At 71.9% G+C, this 21,639-nt stretch carries 24 protein-coding genes; 12 read left to right on the forward strand and 12 right to left on the reverse strand.

Going from position 1 to position 21,639, the window contains the following annotated elements:
* Positions 1 to 279: 279 nt before the first annotated feature.
* Both NUM_RS16995 and NUM_RS17000 read left to right on the forward strand, forming a co-directional pair.
* On the forward strand, positions 280 to 675 hold the full coding sequence (locus NUM_RS16995) for a VOC family protein (protein ID WP_207125838.1): 396 nt from the start codon (positions 280 to 282) through the stop codon (positions 673 to 675).
* 135 nt (positions 676 to 810) lie between these two features.
* Positions 811 to 1,860, forward strand: a complete 1,050-nt coding sequence (locus NUM_RS17000) for a hypothetical protein (RefSeq protein WP_207125839.1) — start codon at positions 811 to 813, stop codon at positions 1,858 to 1,860.
* A gap of 141 nt (positions 1,861 to 2,001) precedes the next feature.
* Here the strand turns inward: NUM_RS17000 and NUM_RS17005 are convergent, their stop codons facing one another.
* Positions 2,002 to 2,739: a Type 1 glutamine amidotransferase-like domain-containing protein gene (locus tag NUM_RS17005; protein WP_207125840.1), complete on the reverse strand. Its 738-nt coding sequence runs from the start codon at positions 2,737 to 2,739 to the stop codon at positions 2,002 to 2,004.
* An 82-nt stretch (positions 2,740 to 2,821) separates the two neighbouring features.
* A complete protein-coding gene (locus NUM_RS17010; protein ID WP_207125841.1) occupies positions 2,822 to 3,454 on the reverse strand; it encodes a TetR/AcrR family transcriptional regulator in 633 nt (210 codons plus the stop codon).
* A gap of 124 nt (positions 3,455 to 3,578) precedes the next feature.
* On the opposite strand from NUM_RS17010, the gene pdhA reads away from it, so the two are divergent.
* The 3 genes from pdhA to NUM_RS17025 all read left to right on the forward strand — a co-directional run bounded on the left by pdhA (position 3,579) and on the right by NUM_RS17025 (position 7,001).
* Positions 3,579 to 4,628, forward strand: coding sequence for a pyruvate dehydrogenase (acetyl-transferring) E1 component subunit alpha (gene pdhA / locus NUM_RS17015; RefSeq protein WP_207125842.1), 1,050 nt, complete (start codon positions 3,579 to 3,581; stop codon positions 4,626 to 4,628).
* Positions 4,625 to 5,650, forward strand: a complete 1,026-nt coding sequence (locus NUM_RS17020; RefSeq protein ID WP_225918638.1) for an alpha-ketoacid dehydrogenase subunit beta — start codon at positions 4,625 to 4,627, stop codon at positions 5,648 to 5,650. Before pdhA ends, NUM_RS17020 begins: the two co-directional genes overlap by 4 nt.
* A 67-nt stretch (positions 5,651 to 5,717) precedes the next feature.
* Positions 5,718 to 7,001: a dihydrolipoamide acetyltransferase family protein gene (locus tag NUM_RS17025; RefSeq protein ID WP_207125843.1), complete on the forward strand. Its 1,284-nt coding sequence runs from the start codon at positions 5,718 to 5,720 to the stop codon at positions 6,999 to 7,001.
* Between the two features lie 193 nt (positions 7,002 to 7,194).
* Here NUM_RS17025 and NUM_RS17030 read toward each other — a convergent pair whose 3' ends face one another.
* Positions 7,195 to 8,292, reverse strand: a complete 1,098-nt coding sequence (locus NUM_RS17030; RefSeq protein ID WP_207125844.1) for an FAD-dependent oxidoreductase — start codon at positions 8,290 to 8,292, stop codon at positions 7,195 to 7,197.
* 51 nt (positions 8,293 to 8,343) lie between these two features.
* On the opposite strand from NUM_RS17030, the gene NUM_RS17035 reads away from it, so the two are divergent.
* A complete protein-coding gene (locus NUM_RS17035; protein ID WP_207125845.1) occupies positions 8,344 to 8,784 on the forward strand; it encodes a MarR family winged helix-turn-helix transcriptional regulator in 441 nt (146 codons plus the stop codon).
* Positions 8,785 to 8,844: 60 nt separating this feature from the next.
* Here the strand turns inward: NUM_RS17035 and NUM_RS17040 are convergent, their stop codons facing one another.
* From NUM_RS17040 to NUM_RS17050, 3 genes are all read right to left on the reverse strand, one after another.
* Positions 8,845 to 10,293 (reverse strand): sugar porter family MFS transporter, encoded by a 1,449-nt coding sequence (locus NUM_RS17040; protein WP_207125846.1) that lies wholly within the window; start codon positions 10,291 to 10,293, stop codon positions 8,845 to 8,847.
* A 75-nt stretch (positions 10,294 to 10,368) separates the two neighbouring features.
* On the reverse strand, positions 10,369 to 11,196 hold the full coding sequence (locus tag NUM_RS17045) for a SigB/SigF/SigG family RNA polymerase sigma factor (RefSeq protein ID WP_225918639.1): 828 nt from the start codon (positions 11,194 to 11,196) through the stop codon (positions 10,369 to 10,371).
* Positions 11,197 to 11,457: 261 nt separating this feature from the next.
* On the reverse strand, positions 11,458 to 12,291 hold the full coding sequence (locus NUM_RS17050; RefSeq protein ID WP_207125847.1) for an ArsR/SmtB family transcription factor: 834 nt from the start codon (positions 12,289 to 12,291) through the stop codon (positions 11,458 to 11,460).
* A gap of 65 nt (positions 12,292 to 12,356) precedes the next feature.
* Here NUM_RS17050 and NUM_RS17055 point away from each other — a divergent pair, with 65 nt between their 5' ends.
* Positions 12,357 to 13,769, forward strand: a complete 1,413-nt coding sequence (locus NUM_RS17055) for an MFS transporter (protein WP_207125848.1) — start codon at positions 12,357 to 12,359, stop codon at positions 13,767 to 13,769.
* 169 nt (positions 13,770 to 13,938) lie between these two features.
* Complete coding sequence (locus tag NUM_RS17060; protein ID WP_207125849.1) at positions 13,939 to 14,292, forward strand: MmcQ/YjbR family DNA-binding protein; 354 nt, start codon at positions 13,939 to 13,941, stop codon at positions 14,290 to 14,292.
* Positions 14,293 to 14,471: 179 nt separating this feature from the next.
* Here the strand turns inward: NUM_RS17060 and NUM_RS17065 are convergent, their stop codons facing one another.
* Positions 14,472 to 14,687: a hypothetical protein gene (locus NUM_RS17065; protein ID WP_207125850.1), complete on the reverse strand. Its 216-nt coding sequence runs from the start codon at positions 14,685 to 14,687 to the stop codon at positions 14,472 to 14,474.
* Between the two features lie 97 nt (positions 14,688 to 14,784).
* Here NUM_RS17065 and NUM_RS17070 point away from each other — a divergent pair, with 97 nt between their 5' ends.
* Both NUM_RS17070 and NUM_RS17075 read left to right on the forward strand, forming a co-directional pair.
* Complete coding sequence (locus NUM_RS17070; protein ID WP_207125851.1) at positions 14,785 to 15,378, forward strand: TetR/AcrR family transcriptional regulator; 594 nt, start codon at positions 14,785 to 14,787, stop codon at positions 15,376 to 15,378.
* Between the two features lie 153 nt (positions 15,379 to 15,531).
* Positions 15,532 to 15,978: a PH domain-containing protein gene (locus NUM_RS17075; protein ID WP_207125852.1), complete on the forward strand. Its 447-nt coding sequence runs from the start codon at positions 15,532 to 15,534 to the stop codon at positions 15,976 to 15,978.
* A 201-nt stretch (positions 15,979 to 16,179) separates the two neighbouring features.
* Here the strand turns inward: NUM_RS17075 and NUM_RS17080 are convergent, their stop codons facing one another.
* Positions 16,180 to 16,599, reverse strand: a complete 420-nt coding sequence (locus NUM_RS17080) for a DUF2000 domain-containing protein (protein ID WP_207125853.1) — start codon at positions 16,597 to 16,599, stop codon at positions 16,180 to 16,182.
* A 121-nt stretch (positions 16,600 to 16,720) separates the two neighbouring features.
* On the opposite strand from NUM_RS17080, the gene NUM_RS17085 reads away from it, so the two are divergent.
* Positions 16,721 to 17,206, forward strand: coding sequence for an Lrp/AsnC family transcriptional regulator (locus NUM_RS17085; RefSeq protein WP_225918640.1), 486 nt, complete (start codon positions 16,721 to 16,723; stop codon positions 17,204 to 17,206).
* A 427-nt stretch (positions 17,207 to 17,633) separates the two neighbouring features.
* Here NUM_RS17085 and NUM_RS17090 read toward each other — a convergent pair whose 3' ends face one another.
* The 3 genes from NUM_RS17090 to NUM_RS17100 all read right to left on the reverse strand — a co-directional run bounded on the left by NUM_RS17090 (position 17,634) and on the right by NUM_RS17100 (position 19,526).
* Positions 17,634 to 18,290 carry an MmpS family transport accessory protein gene (locus NUM_RS17090; RefSeq protein ID WP_207125854.1) on the reverse strand — a complete coding sequence of 219 codons (657 nt, stop codon included), beginning with the start codon at positions 18,288 to 18,290 and terminating at the stop codon, positions 17,634 to 17,636.
* 476 nt (positions 18,291 to 18,766) lie between these two features.
* Entirely contained in the window at positions 18,767 to 18,940 is a 174-nt protein-coding gene (locus NUM_RS17095) for a CsbD family protein (protein WP_207125855.1), read from the reverse strand.
* Positions 18,941 to 19,064: 124 nt separating this feature from the next.
* Positions 19,065 to 19,526 (reverse strand): hypothetical protein, encoded by a 462-nt coding sequence (locus NUM_RS17100; protein ID WP_207125856.1) that lies wholly within the window; start codon positions 19,524 to 19,526, stop codon positions 19,065 to 19,067.
* A gap of 115 nt (positions 19,527 to 19,641) precedes the next feature.
* Between NUM_RS17100 and NUM_RS17105 the strand changes: the two genes are divergently transcribed.
* Positions 19,642 to 20,541, forward strand: a complete 900-nt coding sequence (locus NUM_RS17105) for a phosphotransferase (RefSeq protein ID WP_207125857.1) — start codon at positions 19,642 to 19,644, stop codon at positions 20,539 to 20,541.
* A gap of 120 nt (positions 20,542 to 20,661) precedes the next feature.
* On the opposite strand, the gene NUM_RS17110 is transcribed toward NUM_RS17105, so the two are convergent.
* Complete coding sequence (locus NUM_RS17110) at positions 20,662 to 21,597, reverse strand: helix-turn-helix transcriptional regulator (RefSeq protein ID WP_207125858.1); 936 nt, start codon at positions 21,595 to 21,597, stop codon at positions 20,662 to 20,664.
* Positions 21,598 to 21,639 lie beyond the last annotated feature (42 nt).

Consider the following 21,639-nt stretch of genomic DNA (forward strand, 5'->3'; position numbering starts at 1 on the left):
GGTGGGACCGGGGTAGGGGTGACCGCCTCGTGCGTCGCCGCCCGGCGGGAGCGCCGGCGTCGCCATCTCAGCATGGCTGCGACCCTGGCTCGTGCACGCCTACCTCCCCGGACACGCGGTATCAGGTCGACCGCTCCAGCTGATGAGCACTGTGCGGTTTCGAACGATATCGCATCGATCGTTGTCGCTGCGATATCGGTGTACCGAACACCCGGCCAGCGGGATTCGCCGTCGTCGGTTGCCGGAAAACCGTCGTACGGCTCGGCTAGGTTCCGTCGCATGTTCGATCACATCGGGATTCAGGTGGCCGACGTCGAGGCCACGGTGGCGTTCTACCTGCGTGTCTTCGCACCGCTCGGCATGCGGGAGACGAAGCGCTTCGAGCACGACGGTGCGCTGATCGTGGCGCTGGCCACCGGCGACAACCCGGCGTTGTGGTTCTCCCCGGCCCAGGGTGCCGAGACCAGGGAGCTGCACGTCGCGTTCCCGGCCGCCGACCGCGCGGCGATCGACGCCGTGCATGCCGCCGCCCTCGACGCCGGCGTCGAGGTGCTGCACGCGCCGCGCGAGTGGCCGGAGTACCACCCCGGCTACTACGCGGTGTTCCTGCGCGACCCGGACGGCCACAACGTCGAGGCGGTCACGCACGGTGCGCCGCCCGCCCCGTCCGCCTGACGCGAACTCCGTCCCGCCGCCGTGGCCCGTCCTGGGGACACGGCGGCTGTTCGCGTCCGGATCGTGCCGGCCCGCTGATGCAACCGGATCCTGGTGGCCACCGTCGGAAGGGGGGACGGGGCACGAGGAGGAGATGTGGTCGATGGCGAGGCCGCGGCCGGCGAGCGCCGGTTCCGCGACTACGTCACCGACCCACCACCATCCACTGTGGACATCGAGCTGGCGGTGCGGACGGCGTACCGGACGCGTCGGCGCAGGGTGGCCGTGGCAGCCGGGGCCGCGGTGGTGGCGCTGCTGGTGGGCGCCGGGGTCGCCGGTGCGACCGTGATCCGTGGTGGCACCCACGGTGCCGACCCGGCGACCACCCCGTCGCCCGCGGTGTCCACCGCGCCCAGCACGTTCGACCCGACGGTGCAGACGTTGACGGTGGGTGCCACCGGGGGCCGCTTGACGAACGTGAGCGTCGAGGTCACCGCCGAGATGCAGGCCCTGAGCGCGGGGTACGACGCCGCGTCGACTGCGTCGACCGACACGCCGAAGGACCACGTGTCGGTCAAGATCTACCCGGGTGGCTCGCGGTACGGCGCGGAGGTCGCCGGCCGGGGAAGGCCGGTGGCCCCGGTGCACGGTCGGCCGGCGCGCTGCCTCACCGCGGCCGGGAAACCGTGCCAGTTGTTCGCCTTCCAGTACCTGCCCGGGGCGTGGGGGACCGTCGGATCTCCGCCCGGAGACCCGGATCCCCTGGCGGAGAGCCGGATCCGGGCACTGGCGAGGACCGTTCATCTGACCCGCCCGCGACCGATGACCGCGCCGTTCCGGCTCACCGGGCAGTTCGCCGGATGGACGCCGACGGCGACCTCGACGAACCGGGCGGTGCGAAGCGGCCGGCTGTCGCTGGTGCGCCCGGGTGGCTCGAACCGCCTGGGCCGCTACGACGTCGACCTCGTGGTGCGCGCGCACGACCCGGCGCGGGACGGGACCAACACGACCGTCGACGGGTGCCCGGCCGACCTGTTCGGCGACACGGACGGCAGCAGCGGACTGGACGTGTACCGGCCGGACGGCACCTCGGTGAGCATCCGGCTGGCGTCCGGGGTGCACCTCGATCTGCGCCAGTTCTACCGGGCCGTGCACGTGGTGGACCGCCCCGGCGACGTCGTCACCTGGTTGGCGCCCCTGCCCTAGGCGGGCGGCCCCGCCCCCGGTGCGGCCGGGCCACCTCGGCCCGGCCGCGCGAGCCGTTCCACGGGGCTCGATCTCGCGCCCGGCGCGGTCGGTCGGCGGTGCCGGCGGGCGCGGGTGCCGGGCGGTGGTGCGGCTCGGGGGTCAGGAGGCCGGCTCGAACAGGGTCCAGAGGCCCTCGGAGACGACCTCGGCGGTGCCGTCGGCGACCCGGACGGCGGACTCGTCGTCGATCGCGTACGTCGGGACCGGCAGCTTGCCGGCCCAGGTTTGCGCGTTGTGCCGGGACGCGTCCGGGTGGTGTTCGTGCTCGAAGTGCGGGATCACGGCGAAGTCGACCAGGCCGGCGCCCCGGGCGGTGACGAAGGTGCGCTCGGCGACCCCGTCGGGGGTGGGGAACGTGAGGTGTTCCGTGCTGAGCGGGCTGCCGGTGCCGTGCGGCGGTTCCGGATAGGTCTCGCCGAACAGCGCGGTCGCGGCCATCGACCCGGCGCTGACGCCGACGTAGACGGTCTCCGGCAGCGACGGCAGCACGTCGGCCAGCCCCGACCGGCGCATCCAGTACGACAGGTAGAGCGGGTCGCCGCCCCAGACCAGCAGCGCGTCGGCGGCCCGGACCGTCTCGGTCCACACGCCCTCGTCGATGCTGGGCAGGGCGGTGAGTTCGAGTATTCCCAACGACTTCCAACCCAGGTCGCACAGCGGGCCCTGGGTCTGGCCGCGGATCAGCCGGCCGGCCAGCTCGGCCCCGCCGGGGAACGGGTAGATCCCGGTGGGTACGCACAGGGCGCGGGAGTCGCTGATCGGTTTGCCCAGCAACTCGACCAAGGTGTCGCGGATGGTGGCGTTCTGGATGCCGGCGGAGGTGAGCAGCAGCCTCATCCGGCCCAGCCTTCCCGACCGGGTGCGGTTCGTCCAGACCCGCAGGGCACGTGTCGCGCGCCCGGTGCCGGAACGGGGGCGCTCACGACTCGGTGGGAAGGAAGCGGGCGAGGACGCGGTCGACCTGTACGGCGGTCTCCTCCGGCGTCGGTGCCGGTGCCACGCCGAACAGCCGGCGCCGGTGCGGTTCGCCGAGCAGCCCGGCGAACAGGTCCTCGGCGGTCGAGTCGAGTTCGGCGTCGGTTGCGTCGGGCAGGCACGGCGGCAGCAGGGCGCGCAGCATCTCGATGTAGCGGTGCGGCCCGTTGTCGTACAGCCGCTCGGCGATCTCCGGGAAATGCCCGGCTTCGGCGATCATCAGCCGCTTCATCCCGACCGCCTCGTCGGTCAGCAGCGCGCCGAGCAGGGTACGGGAGAAGTCGCGCAGGTCGTCTCGGCCGGTGGGGGAGTCGGGGGCCGGCAGCGCGGCGAGCACCTGGTCGCTCAGCCGGCGTACCACGGCGACGAACAGGTCGGCCTTGTCGCCCACCGTGTCGTAGATGGTGCGCTTCGCGACGTGCGCTTCGGCGGCGACGGCGTCGATGGTGGTACGGCCGAAGCCCAGGCGCAGGAACAGCTGTTGTGCGGTGGCCAGCAGTGCGTCCCGGCGGGCGGCGCGCTCGGCCTCCGGCGGTCGCCCGCGACGTGCGGGGCGGCGGGCACGGGTTGTGGTCACGGTCTCCATCCCGGTTCGAGGGGGCCGCTTGCCGGCCGACCACCCGGATAGATAATGTCACGGCATCGTTTCATTACCGAGTCGTGCTCCATCCGGTGACCCCGGTGGGCGTGAGAGGACTGCCGTGGCGAGGCGGAAATCCGGCGCGAGTGACAAACCCGACGTCGAGCAGCTGACCGAGTTCTACCGGCGGATGCTGCTGGTCCGACGCTTCGAGGAGCGTACCGCGCGCGCCTACACCGAGGCCAAGATCGGTGGCTACTGCCACCTCAACCTTGGCGAGGAGGCCACCGTCGTCGGCCTGATGGACGGCATCGAGGCGCGCGACTACCTGTTCGTCAGCTACCGCGACCACGGGTACGCGCTGCTGCGCGGGATGGACCCGGGCCGGGTGATGGCCGAGCTGTACGGGCGCTCCGACGGCGTCTCGCGCGGCTGGGGCGGCTCGATGCACCTGTTCGACGTCGAGACCCGCCAACTCGGTGGGTACGGCATCGTCGGTGGCCAGTTGCCGCTCGCGACCGGCGCGGCGCTGGCGTTGCAGTACAAGGAGACCGACGAGATCGTGCTGTGCCAGCTCGGCGACGGTGCGACCAACATCGGTGCGTTCCACGAGGCGCTGAACATCGCCGCGCTCTGGCAGTTGCCGATCGTGTTCGCGGTGGTCAACAACGCGCTCGGGATGGGCACCACGGTCGAGATGTCCTCGGCCGAGCCGGAGCTGTACAAGCGCGGTGCCGCCTACCGGATGGCCTCGGCCCGGGTGGACGGCAACGACGTGACCGCGGTCCGTGACGCGATGCGGGAGGCCGCCGCGCACGCCCGGTCCGGCAAGGGCCCGTTCCTGCTGGAGGCGACGGTCGGTCGACTGCGCGGTCACTCGGTGGTCGACCCGGCGGCGTACCGGTCGGCCGAGGAGGTCGCCGCGGTGCGCAAGGCCGACCCGGTGCTCGCGTTGCACGCGCAGTTGCAGGCCGCGGGCGTGGGCGACGAGTCGCTCGCCGCGATCGAGCAGGACGTGACCACCGTGGTGACCAAGGCGGTCGAGTTCGCCGAGTCGAGCCCGAAGCCCGAGGTCGGCACGCTGTTCGACTACACGTACGCGAGCCCGGTGCCCAACGACACCCGACGTCGACCGGCCGAGCCGCTCTTCCCCGAGGTGGTGGCGAAGTGACCGCGCCGACCGATGTTGCCCCGGCTGCGGGCACCACGACGATGAGCTACCGGCAGGCGCTGCACGACACGCTGCGCGCCGAGCTGCTGCGGGACGAGAACGTCCTGCTGATGGGCGAGGAGATCGGCCGCTTCGAGGGGTCGTACAAGATCACCGCCGGGCTGCTGGACGAGTTCGGGCCGAAGCGGGTCAAGGACACCCCGATCGCCGAGGAAGGCTTCACCGGCGCCGCGGTGGGTGCCGCGATGCTGGGCCTGCGGCCGGTCGTCGAGGTCATGACGATCAACTTCTCGCTGCTGGCGTTGGACCAGATCATCAACCACGCGGCGAAGATCTACGGCATGTTCGGCGGCCAGGCCAAGGTGCCGCTGGTGATCCGTACGCCGGGTGGCGGCGGCCAGCAGCTCGCCGCGACGCACTCGCAGAACGTCGAGCTGTTCTACGCGTTCACCCCCGGCCTGAAGGTCGTCGCGCCGTCGAACCCGGCGGACGCGAAGGGGCTGCTGCTCGCCGCGATCCGCGACGACGACCCGGTGCTGTTCCTGGAGAACCTCGCGCTGTACAACACCAAGGGCGAGGTGCCGACCGACGACACGCCGATCGAGATCGGTCGCGCCGCGATCAGCCGGCCCGGTACCGACATCACCCTGATCGGCTACTCGCGTACCGCCCGGATGGCGCTGGAGGCCGCGGACCGGTTGGCCGCCAAGGGTTTCAGCGCCGAGGTGGTCGACCTGCGCAGCCTGCGTCCGCTGGACCGGCAGACGGTCGTCGAGTCGGTCCGCAGGACCAGCTGTGCGGTGGTGGTCGAGGACGACTGGCTGACGTACGGGATCGGCGCGGAGGTGGCCGCGTCCATCTCCGACGGCGCGTTCGACTGGCTGGACGCGCCGGTGCGCCGGGTGGCGATGGCCGAGGTCCCGCTGCCGTACGCGAAGTCGCTGGAGACCGCCGCGCTGCCCGCGGTGGACGACATCGTCGTCGCCGCCGAGCAGACCCTGCGCGCCACCGGCCGCGGCTGACACCACTGGATCGTCGGCGAGACCGTCCAGTGTGGATGGTGAGCGCCGCGTCGAGACGGAGAACACGATGGACATCCTGATGCCGCGCCTGTCCGACACGATGGAGGAAGGCGTCGTCGCGAGCTGGCACGCCAAGGTCGGCGACGAGGTGCATGCCGGCGAGATCCTGGTGGAGATCGAGACCGACAAGGCGCTGATGGAGCACGAGTCCTATCAGGACGGTGTGCTCACCGAGATCCTGGTGCCGGAGGGCGGTTCGGCCGACATCGGTGCGCCGATCGGCCGGATGCGGGTCGCCGGAGAGCCGGAGCAGGCCGCCGCGACACCGGCCGGAGCCGCCGAGGGGTCGGCGCCGGCCCAGCCCGCCGCGGCCACCACACCGTCCACACCGGACACCGCCGCGGCGAGCGCGGCCACGCCGGCGCCGGTCGCCGAGCCGGCTGCCGGTGCCGATGGCGCCCGGGTTCGCGCCACGCCGCTGGTGCGCCGGCTCGCCCGCGAGTCCGGCGTCGATCTCGGTACCCTCACCGGTAGCGGACCGGGTGGCCGGATCATCCGCGCCGACCTGGACCGGGCGGCCCCGGCACCGGCCGCCGCGCCGGCCCCGGCCGCCGCGGTACCGGCGGAGCAGCCGGCGGCGGTCGCGGTACCGGTGACCGAGGACGACGAGGTCACGCCGCTCGGCTCGATGCGGCGCACGATCGCGCGCCGGCTCACCGAGAGCGCCCGGGACACCCCGCACTTCTACCTGACCCGTACCGTCGACGCCGGGCCGATGAGCGAGCTGCGGGCGCAGCTGAACGCGAAGCTCGTCGCCGCCGAGCGGCCGAAGGTGAGCCTGAACGACATCGTGCTGCGTGCGGTCGCGGTCGCGCTGCGCCAGCACCCGGAGATGAACTCGTCGTTCGCCGGCGACCAGCTCGTCACGCACCGGCGGGTACACGTCGGGATGGCCGTGGCGACCCCTGCCGGCCTGGTGGTGCCGGTGCTGCGGGACGCCGACACCCGCAGCCTGACCGACATCGCCGCCGCCGCGCGGGAACTCGCCGGCAAGGCGCGGGACCGCAAGTTGCGGCCGGAGGAGATGACCGGCTCGACGTTCAGCGTCAGTAACCTCGGCATGTTCGGGGTGGACCAGTTCTGCGCGGTCATCAACCCGCCGGAGGCGGGGATCCTGGCCGTCGGCGCGGTGCGCGAGGAGGCCGGCGTGGTCGACGGTGCGCTGGCCGTGGTGAAGCGGATGACGGTGACGCTGTCGGTCGACCACCGCGCCGTCGACGGTGCGCAGGGCGCCGAGTTCCTCCGCTCGCTGGCGCACCTGCTGGAGAACCCCTGGCTCGCCGTGGCCTGAGCGGATCCGCCGCCGTCCGGTGCCGGGCGGCGGCGGCACCACAGCGCCCGCGCAGCCGGAGCGCCCCACCGGCGGCCCGCTGCCGCCGGGGCCGCCGTGCGCCGGCCGGGCGGCGAACGCCCGGGCGCCGGTGAACGGTCGGGCGGGCTGCGAACGGCGGGCGGCGGCAACGGCCGGGTGACGGTGGCGCGGCTCAGGACGAGGCGGACGCGAGCGAGCGCGCCACCTCGGCGAATCCGTACTCCAGCATCTCGGTCTCGTAGGCCGCGACCGAGTCCAGCAGCGGGCGGTCGCCGCGCTCGGTGATGCGGCGGCACAGCAGCCCGGCGTCGCGCAGCGCGACGGCCGCGCTGGTGCCCTGCGGGACCATCGTGTGCGCCGCGTCGCCGAGCAGGGTGACCGGCACGGTTTCCCAGTGCGGCACCGGTTTCGCGGTGCGGATCGTGGTGCTGCCGACGGTGGCCGGGTCACCCAGCCGGACCAGCGCGGCGAGGCTGGGATGCCAGTCCGCGACGAGCCGCGCCGCGTGCTCGCGGCGGTCAGATTTGTCCATGGTGGACAGTTCGGCCGGGAACAGCTCGCTCGGGCCGGCCACCACCCACATCAGGTAGTCGTCGCCGCCGTTGCGGAACTCGTGGGCGGCGAGCGGCATGAATCGCCCGTCCGGCCCGGTGATCACGCAGAACCCGTCGAGTGCGACCGGCGGCGCCAGGCGGCGGGCCTCGCCGGTCAGCCTGGTCTTGCCGAAGATCTCGGTCTGGCCCAACTCCACGATCTCGGCGTCCGGCAGCAGTTGCGGCCGGACCCGGGAGTGGGTGCCGTCGGCGCCGACGAGCAGGTCGGTCTCGACGCTCGTACCGTCGCCGAAGTGGGCGCGGACCCGGTCGCCGGGCAGCAGCTCGTACCGCTCGAAGGGCGCGCGGTAGCGCACGTCGAGGCCGTCGAGCAGGATCCGGCGCAGCGTCTGCCGGTCGACGGTGAGGTGCCGCCCGGTCCGTTCCTCGTCGGGTGGGGTCGGCACCAGCGTTTCCTGGACGATCCGCAGCTGCGGGTCGAGCACCCGCCAGCCGGAGCCGCGCTTGCCGACCGTGTCGAGTACCCGCTGGTAGCGGCTCGGCGGCAGGCAGGAGCGCAGCGCGAGGTCGCCCTCGGGTGCGATGGCGATGCGGTAGCCCTGGTCGGGTCGGTCCGGCTCGTCTCGTTCGTGGACGAGCACGTCGATGCCGGCGCGTCGGAGCCCCTGGGCGAGGAGGGGACCGGACAGGCCGGCGCCCACGACAGTGATATGCATGAGGCGAGATTATCTGAGCTCAGATCATCTGTCATCAGCTAACCTGTCGGAGTGACCGATGCCGCGACCCCCAACGCCGAGATCGGCGGTCAGCTCTTCCTCGCCCACCGGTACGCCCGGCTGGCGGGCAACAAGGCCCTGCGCGAGCACCACGTCGAGCTGCGCCACCTCGGCGTGCTCGGCGCGCTCGCCGAGACCGGCCCGGTCAGCCAGCGCGCCCTGGTCGACCGGCTGCAGCTGGACAAATCGTCCATGGTGCTGATCATCGACGAGCTGGAGCGGCAGGGCCTGGCCGAGCGGCGGCGCAACGAACGGGACCGGCGCAGCTACGACGTGCACCTCACCGCGGCCGGCCGGGACCGGCTCGCCACCGCCGAACGGGTCACCGAGCAGGTGATGGCCGAGCTGCTCGCGCCGCTGTCCACCGCCGACCGCGAGCGGCTGCACGAGTTGCTCGGCCGGTTCATCGAGCACGCGGCCAGCCGCGCCTGACCTTGCCGCCGTCCGGCTCGGCGGCGACGGAAACCGTTGGTACCGGCTGGATAGCGCCGGTCAGTTGGTCATCTCGGCGGCGCCGGGGGCGGCGTGCCGCTCGTAGCGGCGGACCACCTCCTCGACCGGCAGCCCCTTGGTCTCCGGCAGGAAGATCGAGATGAACACGATCGCCATCGCGGCCAGCCCGGCGAAGCAGACCAGCACCCAGGGCAGCCCGATCCCCGACTGCCACACCGGGAACACCTGGATCAGCGCGAAGTTGGCCAGCCAGTCGGCCGTCGCGCAGATCGCCGCCGCCCGGCCCCGTACCTCGGTCGGAAACGACTCGCCCTGCAGCAGCCAGCCGGTGCCGCCGACGCCCACCGCGAACGACGCGATGAACAGGCACAGCCCGATCATCCCGACCACGATCTCGGCCGTACCGTGCAGCAGTCCCAGGCCCGCCGCGGCGATCAGCGCCGAGACGATCATCCCGCCGTACCCGCCGATCGACATCTTGCGCCGACCGAGCTTGTCGATGTACTTGAAGCCGAAGTAGGTCGCCCCGACGTTGATCACCGTCATGATCGAGGTGATCTCCACCGCCTGGATCTGTTGCGCCACGGTCGAATGCGCCCCGCCCAGGATCGGCGCGAGCAGCGTCGGCCCGTAGTACAGCGGGACGTTGATGCCGGTGATCTGCTGGAAGACGAAGAACACCGCGACGATGATCACCGCGCGCCGCACCGCCGGGGTCCACTTCCGGCGCCGCTGCCTCTTCTCCTGGCGTTCGCGTTCGGCCACGTCGCGCGCCGCCGCCCTGATCTGCTCGTCGGTGGTGTCCACGCCGAGCATGCCGAGCGACTGCCGGGCCTTGTCGAACTTCCCGTGGTGCAGCAGCCAGCGCGGCGACTCCGGCATCCGGGTACGGAAGATCAGGCCGACGATCGCCGGGAGCGCACCGAGCGCGAACATCAGCCGCCAGTCGACCGTGGTCGCCGCACCGGGCGCGATCCGCAGGATCACCAACGCCACCAGGTACGAGACGAGGATGCCGATGGTGATCATCCACTGCTGCAACAGGCTCAGCGAGCCGCGCTTGCCGGCCGGCGCGTACTCGGCGATGTAGGCGGTGGCGATCGCCGAGTCGGCGCCGATCGCCAGGCCGATCAGGGTCCGGGCGATGATCAGTACCCAGGCGTGCCAGGACAGGCCGGCGAGCAGCGAGCCGGCGGCGTAGATCGCGGCGTCGGCGATCAGCAGCGACTTGCGGCCGAACCGGTCGGTCAACGGCCCGGCGGCGAGCGCGCCCGCCGCGGCGCCGATCGACGTACCGGCCACCAGATAGCCCAGCGCGAACCCGGACAGGTGGAACGGGACGAAGTTCAACGCCGCGCCGATGTTCGACGTGTCGTAGCCGAACAGGAACCCGCCGATCGTGGCGAGGATCGTCAGCGACCAGTAGAAGCGGGTCGGTGTCCGCTGATCCAACCGGTCCAGTACGGTTGCGCCCGCCGGCTCGGACATCGCCGGTCACCTCCCGATTCGCCCGAATGCCCGGCGATTACCCCGATCCGGGCGATCGAAACCGCACTGTTTGGCTCACGCCGCCTGGCGGTGCGTCCGCGGCGTCACCGACGGCACCGGCGGCGTCCCCTCCAGGTAGGCCCGCAGCTGCGCCAGCGCCCGGGCGATCAGCCGGGACACGTGCATCTGCGAGATGCCCAGCGATCGGCCGATCTGGGTCTGGGTACGTCGGTGCACGAAGCGCTGCACGAGCACCGCGCGGTCCCGGTCGGTCAGCTGGGCCAGCGCGCCCGGCAGCGACATCCGGTCGGGTACCGACTCCATCGCCGGGTCGGGCGCGCCGAGCAGCTCCGCCAGCTCGGCACCGTCGGCGCCGTCCGGGCCGGGGCACGGCACGTTGAGCGACACCGGTTGGTAGCCCTGTTCGGCGGCCATCACCTCGCGCACCCGCCGCGCGCTCGTGCCGACCGCGTCCGCGAGCTCCGGTACGGTCGGCATTCGGCCCAGGTCGTGCACCAGCCGCTGCCGGGCCGCGTTGACGGCGAGCCGCAGCTCCTGAATCGACCGCGGCGGCTGGATCATCCAGCAGCGGTCCCGGAAGTGGCGTTTGAGCTCGCCGCGGATCGTCGGTACCGCGTAGGCGTAGAAGCTCGTCCCGTGCCCGGGGTCGTACCGGTCGACCGCACAGATCAGCCCGACCGTCGCCACCTGCACCAGATCCTGCGGATCCTCGCTGGTGTGCGCGTACCGGTGGGCCAGCCGCCGGGCCAGCGGCAGGAACGCGCGGATCGCGGCCTCCCGGCGCCGCTGCCGGTCCGGGTCGCCGGCGGGCAGCCGGGCGAGCGACTCCAGTACCCGCAGCGCTTCCTCGTCTCCGCTGTGGTTGTCGACCGTTGCGGTCACCGCGACACCCCCTGCGCCCGGCGCGATCCTCTGCGCGGCGCGCACCGTGCGGCATCCGACGCCCGCCCACCCGGCGTCGACGGCCACCGTGACAACCCGCGCTGGTACGGCACGACTGCACGGCCTCGCCCACGCGAAACCGTTGCCGCGTCCCGGAACCGATGCTAGGACCGTGCGCCGCGCGCCGGCCCGGATTGCCGGAACTGGGGTGGGTTTCCGCGCGGGCACCGGCGGCGTCCGGCAGAGCGCGGCCGGTTCGGGTCAGGCGCGGTGGGCGGGTTCCGGTTGCGCCGCTTCGGTGGTGACGCCCAGCACCCGGGACAGCCCGGCCGCGCCGGCCGGGGTGAGCCGCACCGCGCGGCGGGTCGGCGGCCGGGTCACCCAGCCGTGCTCGACCAGGCCGGTGAGCAGGTCGGCGCCGAGCCGACCGGCCAGGTGGTGCTGTTGCTCGCTCCAGTCCAGGCAGGCGCGCAGCAGCGGCCGTCCGGTGGTCGCGGGCGCCAGCCGACGCACCGGTACGCCGAGCGCTGCGAACACGTCCGCCGCGGCCGGCCCCAGCCGGTACGGATGGGTACGCAGCTGCTGTGCCAGCCCGTCGCCGGCCCGGCGTCGCGGGGTGCGCACGCCGTCGGTGGCGACCAGCGCGCCGCGATCCAGCAGGCCCTGCATGACCTGCACGCCGAGCCGCCCGGCGAGATGGTCGTAGCAGGTACGGGCGGCGCGCAGGGCCGCGGCCCGGGTGCCCTGCCGCAGCGACCGGACCGGCTCGGTGGGGGAGATGCGGGCCAGCGCCTCCAGCACCGCCGCGACCGGTGCGCCGGCCATCCGGTAGTACCGGTGCCGGCCGGATCGTTCGACCGTGACCAGCCCGGCCGACAGCAGCCGCGCCAACTGGGCGCTCGCGGCCTGCGCGGTTACTCCTGCCTCGGCGGCGAGCACGCTGGCCGGCAGCGCCCGCCCGTCGGCGAGCGCGGTCAGCACCCGGGCCCTGGTGCGATCGGCGAACAGCGCGGCCACCTGCGACACGTCGATGTCCCCGCCGCCGTGCGGGACGCTCGGGACGGCGGCGACCGGTGGGGTGTCTCGAGCTGCCATGCCTCGAGCCTGCCACGGCGACACTTCCACCGGCACGGAAGTGTTCCGGTGCCAGCGTGGAGCGCATGACAACGCGTCCGAAACTGGTCCTGCTGCTGATGTGCGCCGGGATGTTCCTGGTGTTGCTCGACGTGTCGGTGATCAACGTGGCGATACCGGCGATCGCGGCCGGGCTTTCCACCGACACCGGCGGCGTGGGCTGGGTGGTCGACGGGTACGCGGTCGTGTTGGCCGCGCTGCTGCTGTCCGGTGGCGTGCTCGGTGACCGGATCGGGCACCGGCGCGCCGTCGTCGCCGGCCTGCTGGTGTTCGGCCTGGCCAGCGTGGCCTGTGCGCTGGCGCCCAGCCTCGCGGTACTGGTCGCGGCGCGCGCCGGGCAGGGTGTGGGCGCGGCGCTGCTGCTGCCGTGCAGCGTCGCGGTCATCACCGAGGCGTACCCGGGTCGGGCCGAGCAGGCGCGCGCCCTCGGCATCTGGGCCGGCGTGTCGTCGCTCGCGCTGCCGGCCGGTCCGCTGCTGGGTGGCGTGCTGGTGCAGGTGTTCGGCTGGCAGTCGATCTTCTGGGTCAACCCGCCGATCGTCGTCGCGGTCGTGATCGCCACATTGCTCGCGGTGCCCGCCGGTCGCGCCGACCGGCGCCGCCGGCTCGATCCGGCCGGCGCGGCGCTGGCCGCGGTCGCCCTGGCGAGCCTGGTGTACGCGGTGATCGCCGCCGGTCGCGGCGCAGGCTGGCCGCTGGTTGCCGGTGCCGCCGCGGTGGCGGTGTGCGCCGCCGCCGGTCTGATCGCCGTCGAGCGGCGCGCCACCGCCCCCACACTGCCGCTGGATGCGTTGCGCGGCAAGGCGTTCACCGGCACCAACCTGCTCGCGCTGACGATGAACCTGGCCACCAACGGCACCCTGTTCGTGGTCACCCTCTACCTGCAGTCGGTACGCGGGGTGCCGCCGGCCACCGCGGGCCTGCTGCTGGTGCCGATCTTCGTACCGCTGGTGGCGCTCTCGCCGCTCGCCGGCCGGTTGACGGCCCGGTACGGTCCGCGCCGGCCGATGCTCGCCGGCGCCCTGATCGCCGCGGTCGGCTCGGCGGCGCTGCTCGCCACCACCGCCGATCCGCACCGCGACGGGTACCTGTCGCTGCTGCCGACGTTGCTCGGGGTCGGCGTGGGTGTCGGGCTGTTCACCGCGCCGGTGGTGGCCGCGGCGCTGCGGTCCGCGCCGCCCGGCCGGGCCGGCCTCGCCAACGGGGTCGTCAACACCGCCCGGCAGGCCGGTACCGCGTTGGGGATCGCGGTGTTCGGCGCGGTCGTCGGCGCCGCGACCCACCCGTACCACTTCGTCGCCGGGTTGCACCGGCTCGGGATCGCCGCCGCACTGGTGTGGTTGGTCGCCGCGGCCGTCACGGCCCGGGTCGTCCCGGACGCCGACGGCGCCGCGCCGCAACGCCGGGTACCGGAGCGGATCACCGCCACCGAGCGGTGACCCGAGCAACCCGTGGCCGCACCAAGGGCGCCGGCCGCCGCTCCCGCTCCCCGGGCAACGCTCGCTGCGCACCGCTTCCCGCTCTGCTGCTCGGCGCCGGCGCCGGCGGCGAACGGCGGCGAGCGGCGGATGCGGGGCGGCTGCTCGCCCGGCCGGCAGAATGAACGTCATGACCGACACGACAGACATCCGCGCCTGGGCGAGCGCGCTGCCCGAGGTGACCGAGACGCTGCACTTCCGGTTCTGGACGCCGAAATGGTCGGTGCACGGCAGGACCTTCCTCGGCATGGGCGCGGACGAGTCGACCGTCGTCTGCTGCCTGACCGAGGAGGCGGCGGCGCAGGCGGCGGCGGCCGATCCCGAGCACACCACGCTGGTACGCCGACAGGACGCTCGACGCAGCTTCCTCGGCCTGGAGGTCGTCCTGGACGGGGTCGCACCCGAGCGGCTGCACGACTGGGTACGTCAGGCGTGGGCCGCGCAGGCACCCCGACGCCTCGCCGCCCGCCACCCGCTGCCCTGACCGCCCGACGTCGCAGGGTCTGCCAGGTGTCCATGCGGAACGATCCGCTTGTCGCACGCCGGTGACGGCGATCGTGCGCATGCGGCGGCGAGACCGTAGGCAAGAGACGGTGATCGCCCCGTCCTGACCACGTGGCGATGTTCTGGTGACGACCATCGCAAGGTGCTGTCGCCCGGGTGCTACTTGAGGCGGCCGAGGGCCTTGGCGCGGCCCTGCGCCCAACCGGCGAGAAGGGCACCGCCGGCGGTGGTAGCGAGATAGATGCACAGGGCAGCCGGGAACGGCAGTCCGCTCAGTGCACCGCCGTTGTGGTGATCGATGAGCAGCCGGATCGCGCCTTGGCCCCCGAAGACCACCAGAGCCATTCCGATGATCAGTAGTACGACGAACTTCACGGTTCTCTCCCTGGGGTCATTTTTGCAATGCAGTTGCATTGTAATAGACTGTGCATGGCGATGCAATGCGAGCGCATGGGATCGCCAGGAGGGACGCATGCCGAAGATCGTCGACCACGACCAGCGCCGGCACCGCCTAGCTGAAGCGGTCTGGTCACTGACGCTGCGCGACGGGCTGGAGGGGGTGACGCTGCGCAAGGTCGCGGTGGAGGCCGGCGTGTCCATGGGGCAGGTGCAGCATTACTACGCCACCCGGGAGCAACTGGTCCGGGACGCGCTCGACCGTGCGGTCCAAGCACTCAATGCCCGGATCGATGCCGCTATCAGAGCCACCGACTCGGCGAGTGCGGAGACGACGTTGCGTGAGTGTCTGCGCGCGCTGCTCTCCCGCGACCCGGAGAGCCTGCGCCTGCTGCAGCTATCGGTCGCGGTCGTCGGGAGGTCGATCTCGGATCCCGCCATGGTCAGCGTTCTGGCACCGGGAAGCAGTGAACTCCTGGAGTTCACTGCGACGCTCATCGCTGCCGCTCGGCAGGAGCGGGGTACGCCCCCGCGAGGCAACGGACTGATCGACGCCGACATCTGTTGGAGTCTGATCACCAGCCTGGGCGTTGATGTCGCAGTAGGGCAGCGCTCGCCCGACGACGCGCTCACGGTGCTGGACTATCACCTGGACAACCTCCTGGGTTGACCGCCGGCCAGGGATGTCGGGCTTCGCTTCACGAGGCGAACGAGCTGTGCCGAGACTGCTGGCACGGGGGGCTTCAGTCAGGCTGACCCGACCGCTCAGGGGCGGCTGGCGCCGCGGCTCTGACCGGTAGCGGGCCGCGCCTACCATCGGCCGGTGGTGACCAGCAGATTCACCCTCAGCCGCCATCAGCGCCGTCGCACCGAGATCCCCGTCGCGATCGGCACCGTCGTGCTGTGCGGCCTGCCCTGGCTGGCCGACTGGCGGCTGGCCGTGTTCCTGACCGTGATCTGGCTGCTCCCCGTGCTGGGCACCATCCCGCCCGCCCTGTACGGCTCCACCGAGGTCACCGGCGAGGGCCTGCGCCTGCGCACCCCGTACCGACGCCGTTTCCTGGCTTGGCAGCAGATCACCGACATCACCGTCCGCGAGCGCGACGGCAAGGGCGGCCCCCGCAAGCACGCTGTCGCCCACCGCGCCACCGGCCGGCCGGTCGTGCTGCCCGGCCTGCGCGCGTACCGTGCCGAGGGCGAGGAGTGGCGCGACTTCGACCGCCGCGTCAACACCCTGCGCGTCGACTGGCACCTGGCCACCACCACGTGACGAGGTCGGCTGCGAGCCTCGACGCGTTGCGGTACCGGCGATGCCGACATCTGCCGTTCGCCCGTCACCGTCGTCGAGCGGACCCGGCCGCGAGCTTTGCCGCCAGGGCTCGCCCCGCCGGCGAGCGCTTCGCCGGCGTCGCGGCCAGCTCGAGCCAGCACACCCGATCGGTTCCGAGAGCGGCGAGCCGACCGTGCGGCGTCAGCGGAGCAGGGGCAGCGCGCCGACGAGCCTGTCGATCTGCTTGCGCGGGCCGTACAGGCCGATGCCGACGCTGGCCAGGTCGGCGGTCGCGGTGGCCGCCATCTTCTCGACGTACTCGTCGTAGGTGCGGCAGCTCTGCGCCAGCGCGCTGAAGCTGACGAAGAACGTCTCGTCCTGGGCGGCCGCCTCCTGCACGATGCCGCGTACCCGGTCGTTCGGCGCGGTCAGGATCGGCAGCGGGGTGCGGATGACGCCGGCGTGCACGACGCCGTCGGCGTCCTTGACGTCGGCTCCGACCAGCCCGTCGACGCGGTCGCCGATGGTCAGGGCGAGCACGCTCGCCGCGTTGGCCGCGAGTCCGGTCGGTAGTTCGGCACTGACCACGATCGCGCACTTGAACGCCGGTCGACCTGCCACGTGTCTCTCCTTCGCTGCCGTCGAACGGCACTCAACGTAGCAGCGGTTGCGGAGAACAGGGCTACACTCCGTAGACGATTCGGCTTGACCGATAAAATCTCGAATCATCCACGGAGGACCGGTGTCGACGACGGAGTTGGACGAACTTGACACGGCATTGCTGACGCTCCTGCAGCAGGACCACCGGCTCACCAACAAGGAACTCGCGGCCCGCCTGCACGTCGCGCAGTCCACCTGCCTGGAACGCATCCGCCGGCTGACCAGGCGCGGCATCCTGCGCGGCCAGCACGCCGACGTCGACCTGGGCAAGATCGGCCGCGGTACCCAGGCGATGGTGGCCGTGCAACTGCGCCCGCCGGACCGCGCCGTGATCGAGTCGTTCCAGACGTTCGTGGCGGGGCTACCGGAGGTGTTGTCCTACTTCGTCATGGCCGGCAACGACGACTTCCTGCTGCACATCGCGGTCGCCGACAACGAGCAGCTGAGCGCCTTCATCCTGGACCGGCTCACGCAACGGCGCGAGATCGTGCACGTGCGCACCTCGGTGATCTTCAGCCACGTTCGGCGCCCGGTAGTCGTACCTCTGCCGGTCGACGGCGATACGTGAAGCGCGCTGCGGTCTGCTCGCTTCGTAGTTGCGGATGCCGGCCCCTGCTGAGCCGCGATCGGTCAGTGCACCTTCCGTAGCGTCCGGCGTGCGCCTTCGCGTTCTCTGCCGCCGGACCGGGGAGATCGCGTTGGGTACGGCGGCGTGCCGGCGCATCGCACGCCTAGTCCTGATGCGCCAGGCGCGTGCCAGTGGCACCCGGCAAGCGACATCCGTCTCGGCTACATCCGGGACCTGACCCCTCCGTGCGGGCCCGTGCGAACGGCCACGTGCCTTCTGCACCTGGGCAACGATCACGGGGGAACCGCGGCGGTGTCGACGAGCGAGTACAGCGCGGTGGGCTGGGTGGAGGCGCACCAGTTAACACGAAGCGGCCCTCGGGGCCGTGTGGTCTCGAGGGCCGCGGCTGGTGGACCGGCCAGGGTGGCTACACCTTCTTCCAGGTGCCGGTCCAGCCCTGGATGATCTGCGCCTGACAGATGTTGTAGCCGCCGGAGGCGTGCCCGGAGGCGATCGCCTTGCCGTCCACCAAGATCGTGCAGGTGATGTCCCCGCCGCCCTGCAGTTGGGCGGTGATGGAATACCACTGGGTGTCGCCGGAGTCGTCACGGTTGAGCGTGGCCGACCACGGCGCGCTGTCGCCGCCCTGACGGTTGTCGCTGTCGGAGCCGTAGGTGATGTCCACACCGGACGGGGTGGACCCCGACACCTTGAACGTCACCTTCGGCTTGGCTTTCGGCTTCGTCGGGGTGGGTGAGATGGTCTTCTTCGCCGGCGCCGCGGCCTTCGTCTTGCCGCTGTGCGGGGCGGCCGACGCCGACTGGCTGGTCCCGTCGTCGGCGGCGACCACGTCGTTCGGGTTGTCGTCGCCACCTCCGCCGGTGGCGGCGAGCAGGACGCTGCTGCCCAGGCACAGCACGCACACTCCGAGGATCGACAGCAGCACGATCTTGCCGGTCGACATGCCCTTCTTCTTCGGCGGCGGTGGCGGCGCGAACGGCGCGGGCGGCCCGTACGGCGGCCGCGGCGGGTAGGGAGGCTGACCGCCGTTGTACGGCGACGCGGTAGGGGGGTTCTCGGTCATGCGGTGTCCGTTCGATCCAGGGCTACCGGCCCAGTGCAGACGCACGGGTTCGACACAAGCGTGCGGTATGCCGGGGAAGTCGCGGATCAGCGGAATGGCGGGAAACGTCTGCCAATTGGTGGGCAGTAGGTGGCCGAACGGCTACCCCCGGGATTCGGTGACCGGGACCGATGCGTTACCGGGAAGTGCCGGCGGACCGGCGCTGGCGGCGGCAGCACGCGTCGCGTGTTCATGAACGCCTCGTCTGGCGGTGGCCGCCGCTCGATGTGCAGAGCCGGTTCGGGCAGGACGGTTTGACCGCTGCCGGTCGGCGGCGATACGTGCAGCGCGCTGCGGTTGAGGCTGCACGCCTGACCCGTGACGGCCTGGTGGACCCCGGCGAGGTGCTGCCGCGTCGCACGCCATCAGATCCAATTCCGATGCGTCGGGCGCGTGCCGGGTGGTAGCCGGCACGCGCCCGAGGTCTTGGCGACACGTCAGTCGCGGAACGCGTCCTTGATCTTCTCGCCCGCCTGCTTGACGTCGCCCTTGGCCTTCTTGCTCCTGCCCTCGGCCTGCCACTGCTCGTTGTCGGTGGCCTCGCCGAGCTTCTCCTTCGCCTTGCCGACCAACTCGTCCTTCTTGTTGGCCATCTTGTCGTCACTGGCCATGAGAAACCCCCCACGTGGTCTCGTGTCCTCGGGCGATGTGGCCCACCACTCGTAGTTCCCGATGAACGGCCCGCCAAACCAGGCAGCGCGCCCGGGACCGGATCAGCGCCGGCCTCCCGGCTGCTCAGGGAACCGGATCCGCCCAGCGGATCTCCACCCGGTCCGGATCGTGGCGATCGGCCCAGCACGCGTACTCCGTGCGGCCCGCACCGAGCTCACCACCGGTGTACGGCGACTCCACGGCCATGCTGTCCGTCTCGTACGGAGCCTTGCCGCCGATCCGTACGCGCAGGTGGAACCGGTAGAGCTCGGCGCCGTTGATGCGGGAGTGCGCGTCCTGTTGCCCCAGGATCGTGGCGGTGCACCGCACCGCATCGGCGCGGTCGACCTGGCTCGCGGCGATCTGGTGCTGCTGCACGACCACGAACGACATCGCCCAGCCGAACCCGACCGCGACGAGGACGAAGAACACCCCGCCGGCGATGTCACCGGCCTTGCGGCGACGTATCCCGCCGACGAGGTTCGACAACCCCATGGCCAGCACGCCCAGCAAGGCGGCGTAGATCAGGACGTTGAACACGATCACGCCGTCAGGTTAGAAACACGAGTCACGCACCGCCTGACCGCGCCGGCGCTACCGTGTCTTCGACGGGGAGATCCACGACGCCGTGATCGCAGGTCGCCGTACCACCGTGGGGAGGGTGCCTGTGGCCGGGGCGGCACCGAAGGCCGCGATCGCACAGCGGATCGCCACGGCGGTACTGGGCCGGGACGCGGGATCGTTGTCCGGTGTGTCGAGCCTGTCCCATCACGTGTTCGTCGGGCCGGACGTCGTCGTGAAGGTCATCGAGGGCAGCCGGCACCGTCGTCTGGATCGCGAGGCGGCGTTGGCCGCGGAGCTGCCGGCCGGCCTGACCGCACCGTTGCTGGGCAGCGGCACGTTCCGGTACGGCGCGCAGGAGTTCCGGTACGCGTGCTACGCCCGGATCCTGGGCACGGCGCCCGGCATGGGGTTGCCCGGCGTGACCGCGGCGGCCGCCCGTTCGCTGGCCGAGCAGGCGGTCGAACGGCTCCGGACGCTGCACGCCTGGGTACCCTCGCGCGGGGCTGACCGGGTACTGCGGGAACCGTTGGGGCACGGCGGATTCCTCGACCGCGACACGCTGCTCGACGGGATCGGGCGGTTGGCGTCGGACGGTCGGCTGACCGGACCGGTACTGGCGGGGCTGACGGCCATCGCGACGCAGGCGCCGCCGCGGGCAAGCGTCGACGTCCCGGTCCATGCCGACTGTCACTGGGACAACTGGCTCGCCGCCGACGGGCGGGTACTGGCGCTGCTGGACTTCGAGTGGGCCCGATGGGGCGAGCCGCTGGACGACTGGTTCTTCCTCGCGGCGTTCAGCGGGCCGCATCGGTCGGTCGTCCTCGACGTCATCGCGCGCGCGACCGGGCTCGCACCGGACGAGCTGGCGGCGGGCTGCGAACTGCGCGAGGCGGCCCACCTCGTGTCCGACCTCCTCGCCGAACCGGGCCCGCCGCCCCCGCAACGTGCCCGCGAGCTCGCCGCCCTCACCGTCCACCGCCGCTGGCAACGCCACTGACCTGCCACCCCGCCAGCTCCGCCGCTGCGACATCGGAGGACGTGGCGTGGGTTCGTCGAGGGCTCGTCGCGGACCGAGCCGAGATTGCTGGAGCATGCCCGTGTGGGACACCGCTGAACATCACGCGGGGAGGGTGGGGCCGTCGGGGCGCAATGGTGGCCAACTGAGGGGGTCCTCGGTCAGGGTGACGCCGTGGGCTTCCAGCGCGCCCGCGCACAGTGTGCGGCGATAGGCGCCGTAGGCCAGCACGTGGGCGACCATGCCGGCATAGGTGAAGAAGTACGGCGTGCCCGACGTGGCATCCACGAAGGTGTCGCCGAGCGTGGCGCCGGCGGACGCGTCACGGACGTGCCGTATGAACAGCTCGCCGTGTTCGTCGAGCAGGTTCTCCAGTTCGGGTATCGACGCATGATCGCAGGAGTGTGGCGTGTAGGCAACGTTGGCCACCGCGGCGTTCCAGATTCCGAGCTCGTCGACGAGCCTGGCTGCGAGCAGCCGGATGGTCAGGTCGTCATCGACGGTGTCGGCGTTGGTGACGGTGATCGGCTGCTCGAGGGTGGCGGCGGCAAGCCCGCGACAGGCGTGTAGCAGCTGTGCCACGACAGCCACGTGCTGCTCGACCATGATGGTGACCAGATCCATCGGGATGCCTCCGTCGGATGTGGGCAGGACCAGCCCCGCCGGTGGGTGAAAGTGGACGTTGTTGGCGCTGGCGATTCGCGGGTCGCCTGGCCTGCCTCGCCAGGTCGAGGGAGTGGCCGCGTAGGCGCGTTGGAAGGCGCGGGTGAACGCCTCGTGCGAGGCGTAGCCGGCATCGACCGCGATGTCGAGGATCGATCGGTCCGGGCCCAAGAGGGCGTAGGCGGCTCGTTCGAGCAGGATCCGGCGCCGAAACTGTGCGGGCGGCTCTCCGGCCACCGCGCCCAGCAGTCGATGCAACTGAGAGGTGGAAACGTGCAGCTGTTGGGCCAGACTCTCGGCTGTCGAGAGAGGATCGTCCAGCTGGGCCGCGACGAGCTCGACGAAACGTACGAAGAACGGATTCTGCTCAGCCACGTATCTCATTGTGGCCGTGGCCGACGCGCGCGGTTTGATCGA

The organism is Actinocatenispora comari, assembly GCF_017312725.1.
GTDB lineage: Bacteria > Actinomycetota > Actinomycetes > Mycobacteriales > Micromonosporaceae > Actinocatenispora > Actinocatenispora comari.

Bases quoted from the DNA above. Each gene is read 5' to 3' on its own strand.
- NUM_RS16995 (WP_207125838.1), top strand. From the start codon at position 280: ATGTTCGATCACATCGGGATTCAGGTGGCCGACGTCGAGGCCACGGTG.
- NUM_RS17005 (WP_207125840.1), bottom strand. From the start codon at position 2,739: ATGAGGCTGCTGCTCACCTCCGCCGGCATCCAGAACGCCACCATCCGC.
- NUM_RS17025 (WP_207125843.1), top strand. From the start codon at position 5,718: ATGGACATCCTGATGCCGCGCCTGTCCGACACGATGGAGGAAGGCGTC.
- NUM_RS17030 (WP_207125844.1), bottom strand. From the start codon at position 8,292: ATGCATATCACTGTCGTGGGCGCCGGCCTGTCCGGTCCCCTCCTCGCC.
- NUM_RS17040 (WP_207125846.1), bottom strand. From the start codon at position 10,293: ATGTCCGAGCCGGCGGGCGCAACCGTACTGGACCGGTTGGATCAGCGG.
- NUM_RS17050 (WP_207125847.1), bottom strand. From the start codon at position 12,291: ATGGCAGCTCGAGACACCCCACCGGTCGCCGCCGTCCCGAGCGTCCCG.
- NUM_RS17055 (WP_207125848.1), top strand. From the start codon at position 12,357: ATGACAACGCGTCCGAAACTGGTCCTGCTGCTGATGTGCGCCGGGATG.
- NUM_RS17060 (WP_207125849.1), top strand. From the start codon at position 13,939: ATGACCGACACGACAGACATCCGCGCCTGGGCGAGCGCGCTGCCCGAG.
- NUM_RS17070 (WP_207125851.1), top strand. From the start codon at position 14,785: ATGCCGAAGATCGTCGACCACGACCAGCGCCGGCACCGCCTAGCTGAA.
- NUM_RS17090 (WP_207125854.1), bottom strand. From the start codon at position 18,290: ATGACCGAGAACCCCCCTACCGCGTCGCCGTACAACGGCGGTCAGCCT.
- NUM_RS17095 (WP_207125855.1), bottom strand. From the start codon at position 18,940: ATGGCCAGTGACGACAAGATGGCCAACAAGAAGGACGAGTTGGTCGGC.